We start from the raw sequence: 14,654 nt of genomic DNA, 5'->3' as shown, positions 1-14,654 counted from the left end.
GCACGTGCCGCATTTCGCCATAGAAAAGCGGCAAATCGGCGCACGCGAAAAGCGGTCCGCCCCCTCCGTGCGGTGCGGAGGGGGCGGACCTGCGATCGAACGCGCGTGGAGGTGCGATCAACCCTGGGGAGGTGACGCCTACTTCTTCGGCGCGCCGATCGGCTTTCCGGAGGGGGCCATGACGTACCAGGTGCCGCCGACACCCTGGCCGTTGGTGTCCCCCGGCTGGGTGTCGCCGGAGAAGGTGTACGCCGGCCAGCAGTCGACGGTCATCTGCTTGACGCCGTCGGGCCGGGTGAAGCCCATCAGGCCCTTCTTCTCGACGCCCTTGGTGTCGTTCGGGGAGACCGGGGCGACGGCCGGCCACTTCTCCAGGCAGGCGCCGGTGCAGTTGGAGATGACCTTCGGCCAGGCCACGTCCTTGATGAAGCGGTAGACCGTCATGCCGTTCTTGTCGACGACGATGTCGCCGAGCTTGGGGTCCTTGCGGACGGACAGGCCGGGCAGGCTCGCCAGGGAGGCCTTCTTGCCGGTCGGGGCCAGCGCGAACCACTTGCCGCCGACGCCCTGCCCGGTGACGTCCCCGGCCTTGGCGTCCTTGGCGTAGCGGTAGGCCGGCCAGCCCGCGATGGTCAGCTGCTTGGTGCCGTCGGCCCGGGTGACCTCGCCGAGCAGGGACTTGTCGATACCGGCGCCGGCGGTGGCGTCGTCGGCGGGCACGGGCGGCCAGGCCTTGGCGCAGTCGCCGTCGCAGTTGGACTTGGGGGGCTCGGCCGTGTCCTCGTCGTAGCGGTACAGGGTCAGGCCGGCGCCGTCGGTGAGCACCTTGCCGAGCTCCGCGTTGTCGCTGACGGCGAGCTTGCCGGCGGGGGTGCTCTGGCCGCCCGCGGCCTGCTGTCCGTCGGCGCCGTAACCGTTGCCCGGACTGGCGCTCGCGCTCGTACCCGCGCCCACGCTGCCGTAGCCACCGGCCGGGGCCGTGGCGCCCACGTTCTGACTGCCCACCGAAGAGGTGCCGCTTTCCTGGCCGCACGCGGTCGTAAGGGCCAGCATGGCCGCGGCGCCCACCACGAACGAGGCGCTCCGCCAGGAGGTCTTCATCGTCAACAACTCCCCATGATCACAAGGGTGTTGCAGCGCCCTTCTGCGCCGCCGCACGAGCATGGGTACGCATGAGACCTGCGGTTGTGTTCAACCGTCTCACAAATTTCTTTCCGCAACCCGCTCCCCCCGCACGCCGACTCGCACACGAGTGCGCGTCACGGACTCCACGGGACCGCGTCGATCGAACCGCCGCACGCCACCATCCCCCGTTCGGGCCAAGTTGGGCGCACGTCGGCGTGTGGCGGCCCGGCAAGCCTCATGATCTTCGTCGTGCATGGACCCGAACCGACCCAAACCGCCCTCGCCGCACGGCTGTTGACGCTGGCCGCGTTGACCTGGCTGCTCGTCGGGGCCCCGGCCGGCAGCGCGGCCGCCGACGCCTGCGCCTACGCGTCGACCGGCCCCGACGGCACACGGGCGGTGGCGGTCACCGGGAGCCTCTCCTGGCCGACACCCCCGGGATGCCCGACACCCACTCCGCCCCCACCGCCACCTCCGACCCCGCCCTGCCCGACGCCGACGGCGACCCCGACCTCCACGCCACCCCCGGCTCCGAGCCCTCCCCCGGCCCCCCAACCCACGTCCCCCAGGCCGGCCACGCCGAAGCCGGTCCCACCGCCACCGCCCCCACCACGCCCCGCCGCGCCGCGTCCGGCCGCACCTCCTCCCCCGCCGCCTCCCGCCGCCGAACCGTCGCCCAGGCCCACCCCGCACCCGTCCGCGACCCCTGTGAGCTATCCGCGCCACCGGCCGCCCGCGCCGCACCCGCTCCGCCACGACGGCCCCTCACCGCTCACCTTCGTCCTGCTCATCACCGCGCCCGCCGCGATCGCCGTCGCCGCACTGCGCCCCCGCTGATTCCTGGAGGCACCTCTTGCCGGATTGGCTCGTTCTCACCCTCGCGATGCTGGCCGCGTGCGTCGTGGTGGTCGTCATCACCGTCGTACGCCACAAGGCCGCGCCCGAGGACGAGGACCCCAGCGAGACCCCCGACGTCATCGAGTACATGACCATGTGGATCGGCGTGGTGTACGCCATCGTCCTGGGCCTGGCCATCGCCGGGGTGTGGGAGGGACGCAGCGCCGCCCAGGACCACGTCCAGACGGAGGCGGTCGCGCTGCACGAGATCTCGGAGCGGGTGCGGGTCTATCCGCCCGACGTCCGCGACCGCATCCGGGAGGATGTCAACGCCTATGTCGGACAGGTCGTCGACACCGAGTGGAAGACGATGGCCGACCACGCGAAGACGACCTCGCGGGGCGACGAGCTCTTCGACCGCGTCCGCCACGACGTCACCGACTACCAGCCGGGGAACGACTTCGAGGCGCAGGCCTACCAGCCACTGCTCGACCAGGTGACCACGGCCGCACAGGCCCGCAGCGCCCGCACCCAGTCCCTCGGGGCGACCATGCCGGGCGTGGTGTGGTTCGGGCTGCTGAGCGGGGCCGTGATCACCATCGGCATGGTTTTCGCCCTGCAGATCCGGCGCACCGCGCGCGAACTGGTCCTCGCCGGGCTGTTCTCCGCCCTGATCGCGTTCCTGCTCTTCCTCATCTGGGACTTCGACGCGCCCTACAGCCGGGGCATCACGGCGTCCGCGGCCCCCTTCGTCGATCTCTTCCCGCACCTGAACGGCTGACAGGCACTCACCCGACGGGCCACCCGGAGAAAGGGAACCACGCCGTGGGTGTCCCCTGGGTGGCCCAGTGTTTTGCCCCATTCGCCCGACTGAGATCGCGCAGGCGCACACATGTTCCTAGCGTTTCGGTCATCGAGGTGCATTTATGGCGCAAGCGGAAACAGTCCGCAGCTGCTCCTCGGGGACCGGAGGATTCACCATGCGCGCGATACGCGTCGCTTCGGCCGCACTGCTGGGCATAGGCGCCCTCACCTTCTCCGCACCGCCGGCCGTGGCCAGCGACGGCGGCAACGTCACGCCGTTCGGCTTCAGCGTCCTGCCCACGACCATCGCGGCCGGCGGGCAGATCACCTTCCGGCTCGACAGGGACAGCGGCGGCTGCAAGGGGTCGGTGACCGTGTCCTCGGCCGTCTTCGACACCGTCACGATTCCGCGCGGACGCTCGTCCGGGACGGCGACGGTGGATGTGACCGCCAAGGCCATGGCGGTGTACCAGGTGACGTTCGCCTGCGACGGGATGCGCGGAACGACGGATCTCACCATCGCGGACGGCCGGCCGGCGGGCCCCACCCCGGTGCCGGTCACGCCGGTCGACCCCGACCGGGGTGTGCGCGCGGGTGAGGGCGGCAGCGTCGCCGGGTTCGACCTCCGGGAGATCGGTCTCGGCGCGGCACTGATCGCAGGCTCCATCGGGGCGGCTTACCACTTCTCGCGGCGCCGCGGCCAGGAGGACGGCGCCTGACCGGGACCGGTGGCGCACGCCTCCGCCCCGGATCCTGGCCGAGGATCCGGGGCGGAGGCCGTTCGACGTGCGATCCGCGCTCCGAAGGGGGAGGAGGTCAGATCCGCCTCTCCGCCCTGCGGCGCATCAGGAACACCCCGCCGCCGATGACGGCCGCGGCGACCAGCCCGCCGCCGATGGCCATGTCGGTCGGGGTCGCCCCCGTGGAGGAGCTTCCGCCCAGGCCGCCGCGCACACCGCCGATCACTGTGAACGCGGTCGGGTTGGTCAGGGTCTGGCTGCCGCAGGTGACCGTGATGCTGTGCGAGCCGGTGCGGGCGTTGGTGTTGACCGTCGCGGTGCCCCTCGACGTGTTGCTGTTCCCGACCCGGTTCAGCGTCGTGGACGAGAACGCGTCGGAGGTCGCCACGGCCAGCCCGGGGCAGCCGTCGACGGTGATGGTCAGCTGCCCGCCGCGGGCGATGACGCTCGGCAGGGCGACGAGGTTGCTCAGGGTGATGGGCATGCCGTCGCGTGCGACGGCCGTCGGGGCGGCGAGCCCGAGGGTGGCGACCACGGCGGCCGAGGCCGCCAGGGCACGAGTGGTACGCATGTGATCCTCCGCGGAAGACGCCCCGGGTCCCGTCCCCGGTCGATCGGCGAGAAAGCGCCTCCCGATAAGACCCTCAGTTGCCGTGCGGCGGCCCGCATTTCGGCGATGGTCCGTCCTGGTGAGAGGACACGCCGGACGACAACCGCACAATCGGATATCTCCGCAGGTCACGCACCGTCAGAAAATTCCTGGGAGCGGCAACTCGGATGGCGCACCGGCAATACGCGGGGCCACCCGTTCGGCTTGTGCCCCGTCGCCGGTCGCGGGCGCGGGACTTAGCGTTCTCGTATGCGCGAATGACGTGGCGACGGCCGCGTCGAGAGGGGAAGTCGAATGTCTGCGTTCGAGCTGGCCGAAGAAGAGGAGCAGCCGAAGAAGCGCGCTCCCTGGGGCGTGATAGCGCTTGTTCTGCTGACCGGCCTCGCGCTCATTCGGAACGGGTCGGGAGAGTTCGACGTGGGTCCGCCGCAGCCCGCCTCGGCGGCCGCGGCGGACAGCCGTGTCCCGGGCACCTTCGCCAAGGTCCAGGCGTTGCCGTACGCCATTCCCGACCGGGTCAGGATCCCCACGATCCGGGTCGACGCGCCGGTCATGCCGGTGGGCCTGGACTCGGACGGCTGGGTCGGGGCGCCGCCGCCGGAGGACCCGAACCTGGCGGGCTGGTTCACCGGCGCGGTGTCGCCCGGCGAGAAGGGCACCGCGGTCGTCGTCGGCCATGTGGACAACAAGTCGGGCCCCGCCGTTTTCTACGGACTCGGGGCCCTGAAGAAGGGAAATCGCATCGAGGTCGCCCGCAAGGACGGAAAGACGGCCGTGTTCGAGGTCTACGGCATTGAGGTGTTCGCGAAGAACAACTTCCCCGGGGACCGCGTCTACGGCTCCAAGGGGGAGCCGGAATTGCGGGTCATCACCTGCGGAGGCGGTTTTTCGAAGCAGCACGGTTACGACGGGAACGTCGTCGTCTTCGCCCGCCTGGCCGCGGTCCGCTGAGCGTTCCCCGGCCGGACGGGCGGAATCCGCTCAGGCGTAGCGGCGCCTGGGCACGGTGAGGTGGTAGCCGGAGTCCAGCAGCTGCGGCAGATACCGCTTCAGGGCCCTGACGCTCTGTGAGCGGTCGCCTCCGGCGTCGTGCGAGAGCACCACGACGCCGGGGGCGGCGCCGGCCTCGACGTGGTCGACGATGACGCGGGTGCCCGGGGTGGTCCAGTCCTCGGTGTCGACCGTCCAGGCCATGGGCTCCATGCCCAGATCGGCCTCGATCTGGAAGACCGAGCGGTTCCATGCCCCGTAGGGCGCCCGGAACCACAGCGGGCGCTCCCCGTAGGCCTCTTCGATGACCTTGCTGGTGCGCTGCAGCTCCGAGTGGATGCGGCTGCGGCTCAGCCGGGTCAGCAGGGGGTGGGACCAGGTGTGGTTGCCGACGACGTGGCCGTCGTCGGCCATCCGGGCCAGCAGGTCCCGGTTCCAGTCGGCCTGCTCCCCGCACACGAAGAACATGGCGCGGACGTCGTGCTCGGCCAGGGTGTCCAGGATGTGCGGCGTGTAGCGGGGGTCGGGCCCGTCGTCGAAGGTCAGCACCATGGTGCGACCGCGCCCCGAGACCCGCAGGAACGGCTCGTGCCGCACCGCGGTGCGGGCGGCCTTCCGTTGTGGTGGTCCGTATCCGGTCAGGGGCTGGAGACGGTAGGCGGAGGGCTTGAGCACGGGTCGTGCCTGCGGGCCGGCGGCGGAGGCGGCCGTGCGCGCCGGTTCGTCGCCCGTGCCCAGCGTCAGTGCGCCGGCGGTGCCGGCCGCACCCAGAGCGGCGGCGCCGGCGATCAGCATCCGGCGCCGCGTGAGGAACTGATCCTTCTTCATGAGTCATCAGTCGCCCGGCAAAAGGCCGACGCCCCGCAGCGACACCGCAGTGGCGGCGGTAAAACACCCGCTCGGCCCAACCGGAGGGGGCACGGTCAGCGGCGGCGCACCAGCGGGAAGGGCAGCGTCTCCCTGATCGTGCGGCCGGTGAGGAACATGACCAGCCGGTCCACGCCGATGCCGAGGCCACCGGTGGGCGGCATCGCGTATTCGAGGGCGTCGAGGAAGTCCTCGTCCAGTTCCATGGCCTCCGGGTCTCCCCCGGCGGCGAGCAGGGACTGGGCGGTCAGCCGGCGGCGCTGCTCCACCGGGTCGGTCAGCTCCGAGTAGGCGGTGCCCAGTTCGGTGCCGAACGCGACCAGGTCCCAGCGCTCGGCGAGCCGCGGGTCGGCGCGGTGCTGCCGGGTGAGCGGGGAGACGTCGGTGGGGAAGTCCTTGTAGAAGGTCGGCAGCAGGGTCCTGCCCTCGACCAGCCGCTCGTACATCTCCAGTACGACGTCGCCGCGGCCGTCGTCGGGGGTGTACGGCACCCCGGCGCGGTCGCAGATCCGCCGCAGCACGGGCAGTTCCGTGTCCGCGTCGATCTCCTCCCCGACGGCCTCGGAGATCGCGCCGTGGACCGTCCTGACCGGCCATCGGCCCGAGATGTCGTACTCCTTGCCGTCCTTGCGGGCGACGGGTGTGCCGAAGGCGGCGGTGGCGGCGCCCTGGATCAGTTCGCGGGTGAGGTCGAGCATCACGTCGTAGTCGGCGAAGGCCTGGTAGGCCTCCAGCATGGTGAACTCGGGGTTGTGCTTGTAGGAGACGCCCTCGTTGCGGAAGGTGCGGCCCAGTTCGAAGACCTTCTCCAGGCCGCCGACGCACAGCCGCTTGAGGTACAGCTCGGGGGCGATGCGCAGGTACAGGTCGAGGTCGTAGGCGTTGATGTGGGTGGTGAAGGGGCGGGCGTTGGCGCCGCCGTGGATCTGCTGGAGCATCGGTGTCTCGACCTCCAGGTAGCCGCGCTCCAGCAGTCCCTGCCGCAGGGCCTGTACGGCGGTGGAGCGGGCGCGCACGAGTTCGCGGGCGTCGGGCGCGGAGATCAGGTCGACGTGGCGCAGCCGGACCTTGGCCTCCGGGTCGGCCAGGCCCCGGTGTTTGTCGGGCAGGGGGCGCAGGCATTTGCCGGTCAGCAGCCAGTCGGTGACGAAGACGGTGGGTTCGCCCTTGTCGCTGACGCCGGCCCGGCCGGTGGCGGTGATGTGGTCGCCGATGTCGGTGTCGGCGGTGAACCGGTCCAGGGCGGGGCCGGACTCCGCGCGGGTCAGCGCCAGTTGGTGATCGCCCGACCAGTCGCGCAGGACGACGAAGACGATGCCGCCGAAGTCGCGGACGAGCATGATCCGGCCGGCGACGGTGACGTGCTCGCCCTCGCGGACGTCGGCGAGGGCGTGGGTGCGGGCGGGGACGCCCACCGGGTAGGGGTCCGTGCCCTGGGCCCGCAGCCGGTCCAGGGTGCGGTGCCGGACGCGGACCTGTTCGGGCAGGCCGGCCCGCGGGTCGTCGGGCCCGGCCTCGTCCCCTCCGGCGAGGCCGAGCGCCGACAGCGACGGCAGGCCCTCCGTCGTGGCGGGCCTGGGCGCACCTTTCGAGTGCCCCTTTCCCCAGAGTTTGCGCAACGACGGTACGGAAACGAAGCCTTCGGCGATTCCGGAGGCCAGGCCGATGCGGGCGAGGGCGCCCGCGTCGCCGTAGCAGATGAAGCGCGGGTACCAGTGCGGGTGGTACTTGGCGTTGGAGCGGTAGAGGGCCTCCAGTTGCCACCAGCGGGAGAAGAACAGCAGCAGTCGCCGCCACAGCCTGAGGACCGGTCCGGCGCCGATGCGGGAGCCCTCCTCGAACACCGAGCGGAAGACGGCGAAGTTGAGGGAGACGCGGCGCACGCCGAGCTTGGGGGCCGCGGCGCACAGTTCGGCGACCATGAACTCCATGACGCCGTTGGGGGCGGTGCGGTCACGGCGCATCAGGTCGAGGGAGACGCCGTCGCGGCCCCAGGGGACGAAGGAGAGCAGGGCGAGCAGGCGGCCGTCGGGGCCGAGGGCCTCGACGAGGAGGCAGTCGCCGTCGGCCGGGTCGCCGAGGCGGTCCAGGGCCATGGAGAAGCCGCGTTCGGTCTCGGTGTCGCGCCAGGCGTCGGCCTTGTCGACGATCTCCTCCATCTCCGCTTCGGTGAGAGCCGAGTGGCGGCGGATGCGGCTCGTGGCGCCGGTGCGGCGGACTCGGTGGACGGCCTGCCGGGTCACCCGCATGTCGCGGCCGTCGAGGTCGAAGTCGGCGACGTTCAGGATCGCCTCGTCGCCGAGCTGGAGCGCGCCGAGGCCGGCGCGTGCGTACGCCCTGGCACCGTCCTCGGAGGCGCCCATCGCCGCCGGCGCCCAGGCGTGCCGGCGGGCCACGTCCTGCCAGGCTGCGATGGCGTGCGGCCAGGCCTCCCGGTCGCCGACCGGGTCGCCGCTGGCCAGGCAGACGCCTGCCTCTACTCGGTAGGTGACGGCGGCCTTGCCGCTGGGCGAGAAGACGACGGCCTTGTCGCGGCGGGTGGCGAAGTAGCCGAGGGAGTCGTTCTCGCCGTAGGCCCCGAGCAGGGCGCGGATGCGGGGTTCCTCGTCGCCGTGCAGGGCGGATTCCATGCGCTGGGAGCGGAACAGGGCGGCGGCCGCGTTGAGGAGGGCGAGGGCGCCGAACAGGCCGAGCAGGAAGTACAGGGCGCGGGGCGGGCGGCCGTCGAAGGAGCGGGCGGAGACCAGACCGCCGCAGACCCGGTTGGCCGCCCACAGCAGGCGCTGACCCCAGGGCAGGGTGCCGGGGAAGAGCTCGACCAGGCCCCAGCCGGTGAGGATGCCGAGAGCGAGTCCGGCGATCAGGACGCCGACCGCGCGGCGTACGGCGGCGCGGCGGGATGCGGCGTAGAACTCCCGTCGGGCGACGATCAGCACGACGAGCAGGAGTCCGCAGACGACGAGGGACGGCAACGCCTCGGCGTACAGGCCGAGCAGTACGTCGACGGCGTCGTCGGCGATCAGCAGCCCCAGGTAGACCACGACCAGCCACCAGGCGACCTTCTTGCGCGCGGCGGTGGCGGCGGCCAGCAGCAGGAGGAAGACGGCGTAGGCGAGGTTGGCGCTGACCGGGACGGTGATCAGGTCGAGGAAGCGGACGACCGGGCGCAGCAGCAGGCGCAGGGGCGGGATCAGGGCGAGCAGGGCGCAGAGGACGGCGAGGGCGCCGAAGAAGGTCGCGAAGGCTTCCGGCACCTTGTTCGTCGGGCCGGTTCCGGGCTGCGGTGTCGGGGCCGTCGCTTGCTTGGGCGCGGGGGCCTCCGCCGTGGCACTCATGTACCGACTGTAGGAAGTTCCCGGCCACCACGCTCCTCCAGAGGTCCCGCGCACCGGGCCGACCTGGGCCTTCCGATAACCTCACAGCCGTGACGGAACAGCACTCGCACCAGTTCGAGCGGGGCACCGACGGGCCCAAGGTCATCGTCGTCGGCGTGGACGGCTCCGACTCCTCCCTCCGGGCGGCGGCGTACGCCGGAGGCCTGGCCCGGCGTCAGCGGGCGCTGCTCGCCGTCGTCTACGTCCAGCCGGTGATGGCGGCGGGCGCCGCGATGGGGGCGCCGGTGGCGGAGACGACGGACGAGATCGCCGAGGACCTGGTCAAGCAGATCCGCGAGGCCACCGAGCGGACGAAGGGGATATTCGACGTGCGCTGGGAGTTCCACACCTTCCGCGGCGACCCCTACGGCGGTCTGGTGAAGGCGGCGGACGACCTCAAGGCGGACGCGGTGGTGGTGGGCGCCTCGGAGCAGGCGGGCCATCGGATCGTGGGGTCGGTGGCGGTGCGGCTGGTCAAGGCGGGGCGTTGGCCGGTGACGGTGGTGCCGTAGCGCCGGCGGGGGTCAGAGTCCGCGGAGGAAGTCGAGCAGGACGCGGTTGAAGGTGTCCGGGTTCTCCATGTTGAGGTAGTGGCCGACGCCCTCGACGGTCTCGGCGCGCCCGTCGGGGACGGCCTGGGCCAGACGTCGGGCCGCGTCGAGGAGTTCCACGGGCTCCATGGTGCCGTTGACGGCGAGGACGGGGACGTCGATCTTCGGCAGGCGGGACCAGGAGTCGGTCACGCGCACCAGCCAGTCCGTCTCTCCTGGCGCGTGCTTTGACATCGTCCCGAGGGCCATCTCGCGCAGCCGGCGCCCGATGTCCGGGTCGACATCCCCGGCGCTGCGGTGCGGCCCCGGCACGACGCGCAGGAAGGCCTCCAGCCATCCGTCGAGGTCGCCGGCGCCCAGGGTGCGGGCGTACTCGGCCTGGATGCCCCGGGTCCAGTCGTCCGTGTACTGCCAGTCGCCGGTCGCGGCGCCGCAGGTGACGACCGCGCGGACCAGCTCGGGGTGCTCCAGCACCGTGTCGGTGGCGATCACGCCGCCCATCGAGACGCCGACGACGACCGCGGGACCGGCGTCGAGGTGGCGCAGCAGCGCGGCGAGGTCGTCGGCCCAACGGAACGGGCCGGTGGCGTTGGCGGAGGAGCCGTGGCCGCGCACGTCCGGGGCGATCACGCGGTACTCGGCCGCCAGCGCCGGTATCTGGTCCCGCCAGACGCGGTGGTCGACGTATCCGGGATGGAGGAGGACCACCAGGTCGCCGGAGCCGGTGTCGAGGTAGGCGAGGTCGCCGTCGGTGGACGGGAAGTAGCGGAGGTCCGCAGCAGCAGTCATGACAACCAAGGTGTCATCCTGGCGAGATTTTGGCAACCAAGGTGTCATGATGGTCGGGTGAACGACAGCGACGAACCCCTCGCCCCCGACGAGCTGGGTCACCGCGTCGCGGAGGTCTTCGACCTGGTCGGCCCGCTCTACCGGCGCGCCCTGCGCAAGCTGGAGCAGGGCGAACCGACCGAGGGCGCCTCCGTCGGGGTGCGCTCGGTACTGGATCTGCTGCGGCTGAGCGAGCCCATGACGGTGCCGCAGATGGCCCGCGTCCTGGCGCTGAGCCGGCAGTTCGTCCAGCGCATGGTCAACGACGCGACGGCGCGCGGCTGGACGGAGGTCACGCCCAACCCCGCGCACCAGCGGTCCTCCCTGATCCGGCTCACCGAGGAGGGCAGGGCGGCCATCGCGGCGATACGCGCCCGCGAGCAGGCCCTGAACCAGCAGGTCGGCGGCCATCTGACCGATGCCGAACTGACGGCGTGCACCAAGGTGTTGCGGCAGATGCTCAAGCTCTTCGAGCAGGCCGAAACCGATCCGGAGTGACCTACTTCCCCATCACCAGGCCGTCCTTGGCCGCGCCCCGGCCGAGGACCACGTCCCGGATGCGGTCGCGCACCCCCTGCAGGCCGGCGCCCTGGTCGATCGCCCGGTTCAGGTCGACCACCCGCCCGGCGTCGACGTCGAACATCTGCGGGATGAACTCGGCCCTGGTCACCTCCCAGCGTCCGCCCGGACGGGCGGGCGGGGCGAAGGTGAAACGGCCGAGGGTGGACTGGTCGCCGCGCGGGTCCTGGACGCCCTGCTGGTTGTACATCTCGCCGGCGATCTGGTCGCCCATGCCGTAGATCACCCAGGTGCCGTTGACCTTCTCGTAGGCCTGTGGGACGTGGGCGTGGGTGCCGAGGATCAGGTCGATGTCGGGGCGGCCGCCGGTGCGGGAGGCGGTGAGCGTCCGGGCCAGGTCGAGCTGCTGCCGGTCCGGTTCGTCCTGCCACTCGGTGCCCCAGTGCACGGAGACGACGACCACGTCGGCGCCGGCCTGCCGGGCGGCCCGGGCGTCCGCGACGATCCGGCCGGGGTCGATGAGGTTGACGGCCCAGGGCTCGCCGGCCGGCATCGGGATGCCGTTGGTGTCGTAGGTGTAGGCGAGGTGGGCGACCCTCGCCGGGCCGGCCTGGAGGATGGTGGTGGTGTGTGCCTCGGCCTCGGTGCGCGCCGAGCCCGCGTGCCGTACGCCCGCGCGGTCGAGGGTGTCGAGGGTGCGACCGATGCCCGCGGCGCCGTCGTCGAGGCTGTGATTGGAGGCGGTGGAGCAGCCGTCGTAGCCGGTGGCGGCGAGGCCCTGGGCCACCTCGGGCGGGGACTTGAAGGTGGGATAGCCGGTGTAGTCGCCGTTCTCCCCGTAGACCGTCTCCATGTGACACAGCGCCAGGTCGGCGCGGGAGACGATCTGTTTGACCCCGGCGAGCATCGGACGGAAGTCGTAGCGGCTGCCGCCGCCGTCGAAGCGTGCACGGTCGATGATGGAGGAGTGCGGCAGGACGTCGCCGGAGGCGACGAGTGTGAATCCGCGGGCGGGGGCCGGGGCGGGCCGCCCCGCCCGCGGCGCCGCTTCGTGGTGCTGGGCCTGGCAGGCGGCGCCCCCGGCGAGGACGGCCGTGAGGGCCAGGGCAACCTGCTGTCTGCGTGCAATCATCAGCTCACCCCACTGTGGTCATATTTACCTACAAAAGGTACGAACTGGACGACGCCGCCCCCTGCTTCGACCCGCCGATTAGCCCGTCCGACACGCGGGAGGGCGCCCCGGCCCTGTGTGAACGGGCCGTCACAGACCGTTCGTCGTACCGTTCGTCGACGCGATCGACCGTCCGCCGCAGATCCCGGCACGGCCCCTGTCCCGAATCCGCCCCCTGCGATGCCATACGCGCATGACGGCCGGAACCACCCTCACGAACCGGACGACCGCCGAGCACGAGCTCGCCGCACTGCAGCGGGAGCACGGCCGGCCCCTCTTCGCGCTCCTGCTCCGGCTCTGCGACGGCGACCGGCAACGTGCCGAGGACCTGGTGCAGGAGACCCTCGTGCGCGCCTGGCAGCACCCCGAGGCGCTGCGCGCCGACGACTTCGAGTCCGTACGGCCGTGGCTGATGACCGTCGGGCGGCGGCTGGCCATCGACGCGCGGCGGGCCCGGCAGGCACGGCCGGCCGAGGTCGGGGACGCGATCCTGGAGAACTCGCGCGTGATCGCCGACCACGCCGAACGGGCCGCCGCCGCGCTCGACGTGCGCGAGGCTGTGAAGACACTCACTCCCGAGCACCGCGAAGTCCTGGTGCTCGTGTACTTCCAGGGGGCGAGTGTGGCGGAAGCCGCCGAAGCCCTGGGAATCCCTGCCGGTACCGTGAAGTCCCGCGCGTACTACGCGCTGCGCGCCCTGCGCCGGGTGCTTCCCGGATATGCGGCCGACCTGCGGTGAAACCAATGGCTCAGTCAAACCTCCGTAAAGCGCCTTGCTGAGGACCCCGGTTGAGTAATCGGCTGTCCTCATCCGTGTTCCGGATGGGGCCGCGGCACCGGTTTCCGGCGCCGCGGCCCCAGGGCCCGGGTGCTCGGGCAGACGCGCACGCACCGGAGGAAGGCAGGAAGGGATGCTGGACAGAGGTCAAGAGAGCACGGACGGCACCGGCGGGGAACTGGTCGTCCCCATGGCCTGGTTGTACGCCGAGTACATCGCCGACGAGCTGCTGCGCACGGGCGACCTGATGCCGCCGACGTCCATGGAGTTCCGCGCCGGGCGCGACGCCCTGGCCCTGACCGTCTTCCTCTCGGACACCGACGGCGAACTCTCCGGCATCCGGGTGGTGTCCCAGCTGGAGACCTGGCTGTCCCTGACGGCCTACGACCAGCCGTGGCAGGACTGGGTGCGTGGGCGGATGGCCGATCTCGCCGCCGAGGCGGCCGCGTCGGGCGGGCCCGCGCCCGACCTGGAACTCGCGGCGGCGGCCTGGCGCTGGCTGGAGGAGACCGAGTTGCTCGCGCCCGATCTGAACGCGGTGCCCGGCGGCGCCGTAGGGGTCGGCGAGGACGAAGGTCCGAAGGTGTGGACGAAGGCGTGGCAGCTCGGACTGCCCCTCGGTCATCTCGCCATCCACCTTTTTTAGCCGTCTGTCGATCCGGACCAATCCTCGTGCCCGGCCGCTCCGAATCCCTTGGTTGCGATTCCCCTGAGTCTTGAGTGATTCGGCGGTCTGGTCCGTACCGGTGGGAGCAAGGAGTAACCCAACCCGCACCCAACGGCACGAGGTTTCGGCATGAGGTCCCAGGAGAGGCATCGCGACGTCGCCGCGTACGCGCTCGGCGTGCTGGACGAGGCGGACGCCTTCCGCTTCGAGGACCACCTCATGGAGTGCGCGCGCTGCGCCGCTCACGTGACCGAGTTCGGGCCCGTCACCCGGCAGATGATGCTGTACCGCCGGTCGACGCCACGGTTCGTGAGCCCCATGAGCCGCCCCGGCCCCCAGCTGCTCGACCGGCTGATGGCCGCGGTGGCCAACCGGCACCGGGCGACGCGGCGGCGTTTCCTGTACGGCCTGGCCGCCTCGGTCGCCATCGCCGCGGCCGGCCCCGGGATCATGATGCTGTCCAACGGCGGCGACGGTGCCGTGCGGATGGCGGCGACCGACGCCAAGACGGGCGTGTGGGCCCAGGTGACGTCGGCGGACGCGGACATGGGCACCGATGTGGAGCTCGAGGTGAAGGACGCCGCGGGCCCGCGGGCCTGCCGGCTGGTCGCCGTCGGCCGCGACGGCTCCGAGCAGGTCGTGACCAGCTGGACCGTGCCGGACCACGACGCCCGCCCGATCACGATGCGGGGCAGCACGGCCATGCACAGCGCCGAGATCGCCCGCTACGACCTGCGGACCGCCCAGGGCGAGCACCTGGTGACGCTGGACGCGCACTGAGCGAGCGGCCCTC

General features: G+C 71.8%; 15 protein-coding genes. 9 read left to right on the top strand and 6 right to left on the bottom strand.

All coding sequences use genetic code 11. The features are described from left to right. Window positions 1–138: 138 nt before the first annotated feature. The gene (locus FBY22_RS12155) at window positions 139–1,101 is read right to left on the bottom strand and encodes an SCO0930 family lipoprotein (RefSeq protein WP_142144943.1); all 963 of its coding nucleotides are present in this window, start codon (window positions 1,099–1,101) and stop codon (window positions 139–141) included. A 732-nt stretch (window positions 1,102–1,833) separates the two neighbouring features. Here FBY22_RS12155 and FBY22_RS44815 point away from each other — a divergent pair. The 3 genes from FBY22_RS44815 (at window position 1,834) to FBY22_RS12140 (ending at window position 3,485) form a co-directional block, all read left to right on the top strand. Beyond that, complete coding sequence (locus FBY22_RS44815; RefSeq protein ID WP_260844801.1) at window positions 1,834–1,962, top strand: hypothetical protein; 129 nt, start codon at window positions 1,834–1,836, stop codon at window positions 1,960–1,962. Between the two features lie 16 nt (window positions 1,963–1,978). After that, complete coding sequence (locus FBY22_RS12145; protein WP_142144939.1) at window positions 1,979–2,743, top strand: DUF4239 domain-containing protein; 765 nt, start codon at window positions 1,979–1,981, stop codon at window positions 2,741–2,743. A 199-nt stretch (window positions 2,744–2,942) separates the two neighbouring features. Next, on the top strand, window positions 2,943–3,485 hold the full coding sequence (locus FBY22_RS12140; protein ID WP_142144937.1) for a hypothetical protein: 543 nt from the start codon (window positions 2,943–2,945) through the stop codon (window positions 3,483–3,485). Window positions 3,486–3,582: 97 nt separating this feature from the next. Here the strand turns inward: FBY22_RS12140 and FBY22_RS12135 are convergent, their stop codons facing one another. Then, window positions 3,583–4,077 (bottom strand): hypothetical protein, encoded by a 495-nt coding sequence (locus tag FBY22_RS12135; protein WP_142144935.1) that lies wholly within the window; start codon window positions 4,075–4,077, stop codon window positions 3,583–3,585. Between the two features lie 333 nt (window positions 4,078–4,410). On the opposite strand from FBY22_RS12135, the gene FBY22_RS12130 reads away from it, so the two are divergent. Further along, a complete protein-coding gene (locus FBY22_RS12130) occupies window positions 4,411–5,067 on the top strand; it encodes a class F sortase (RefSeq protein ID WP_142144933.1) in 657 nt (218 codons plus the stop codon). A gap of 30 nt (window positions 5,068–5,097) precedes the next feature. Here the strand turns inward: FBY22_RS12130 and FBY22_RS12125 are convergent, their stop codons facing one another. Together FBY22_RS12125 and lysX are read right to left on the bottom strand one after the other, a co-directional pair. Next, window positions 5,098–5,934: a polysaccharide deacetylase family protein gene (locus FBY22_RS12125; protein WP_142144931.1), complete on the bottom strand. Its 837-nt coding sequence runs from the start codon at window positions 5,932–5,934 to the stop codon at window positions 5,098–5,100. Between the two features lie 95 nt (window positions 5,935–6,029). Beyond that, a complete protein-coding gene (gene lysX / locus FBY22_RS12120) occupies window positions 6,030–9,308 on the bottom strand; it encodes a bifunctional lysylphosphatidylglycerol synthetase/lysine--tRNA ligase LysX (protein ID WP_142144929.1) in 3,279 nt (1,092 codons plus the stop codon). Window positions 9,309–9,397: 89 nt separating this feature from the next. On the opposite strand from lysX, the gene FBY22_RS12115 reads away from it, so the two are divergent. After that, window positions 9,398–9,859 carry a universal stress protein gene (locus FBY22_RS12115; protein WP_142144927.1) on the top strand — a complete coding sequence of 154 codons (462 nt, stop codon included), beginning with the start codon at window positions 9,398–9,400 and terminating at the stop codon, window positions 9,857–9,859. A gap of 12 nt (window positions 9,860–9,871) precedes the next feature. Here the strand turns inward: FBY22_RS12115 and FBY22_RS12110 are convergent, their stop codons facing one another. Next, on the bottom strand, window positions 9,872–10,687 hold the full coding sequence (locus tag FBY22_RS12110; protein ID WP_142144925.1) for an alpha/beta fold hydrolase: 816 nt from the start codon (window positions 10,685–10,687) through the stop codon (window positions 9,872–9,874). Window positions 10,688–10,744: 57 nt separating this feature from the next. Between FBY22_RS12110 and FBY22_RS12105 the strand changes: the two genes are divergently transcribed. Then, complete coding sequence (locus FBY22_RS12105) at window positions 10,745–11,224, top strand: MarR family winged helix-turn-helix transcriptional regulator (protein WP_142144922.1); 480 nt, start codon at window positions 10,745–10,747, stop codon at window positions 11,222–11,224. 1 nt (window position 11,225) lies between these two features. Here FBY22_RS12105 and FBY22_RS12100 read toward each other — a convergent pair whose 3' ends face one another. Further along, on the bottom strand, window positions 11,226–12,377 hold the full coding sequence (locus FBY22_RS12100) for a CapA family protein (protein WP_142144920.1): 1,152 nt from the start codon (window positions 12,375–12,377) through the stop codon (window positions 11,226–11,228). A gap of 232 nt (window positions 12,378–12,609) precedes the next feature. Here FBY22_RS12100 and FBY22_RS12095 point away from each other — a divergent pair, with 232 nt between their 5' ends. The 3 genes from FBY22_RS12095 (at window position 12,610) to FBY22_RS12085 (ending at window position 14,641) form a co-directional block, all read left to right on the top strand. Then, window positions 12,610–13,155 carry a sigma-70 family RNA polymerase sigma factor gene (locus tag FBY22_RS12095; protein ID WP_142144918.1) on the top strand — a complete coding sequence of 182 codons (546 nt, stop codon included), beginning with the start codon at window positions 12,610–12,612 and terminating at the stop codon, window positions 13,153–13,155. Window positions 13,156–13,327: 172 nt separating this feature from the next. After that, window positions 13,328–13,840, top strand: a complete 513-nt coding sequence (locus tag FBY22_RS12090; RefSeq protein WP_142144916.1) for a hypothetical protein — start codon at window positions 13,328–13,330, stop codon at window positions 13,838–13,840. 150 nt (window positions 13,841–13,990) lie between these two features. After that, entirely contained in the window at window positions 13,991–14,641 is a 651-nt protein-coding gene (locus FBY22_RS12085; protein ID WP_142144915.1) for a zf-HC2 domain-containing protein, read from the top strand. Window positions 14,642–14,654 lie beyond the last annotated feature (13 nt).

The sequence above is a fragment of the Streptomyces sp. SLBN-31 genome (assembly GCF_006715395.1).
In the GTDB taxonomy this organism is placed as follows: Bacteria; Actinomycetota; Actinomycetes; order Streptomycetales; family Streptomycetaceae; genus Streptomyces.
The sequence above is the reverse complement of the archived record's forward strand: the minus strand, read 5'-3'. Positions and strand labels throughout refer to the sequence as shown.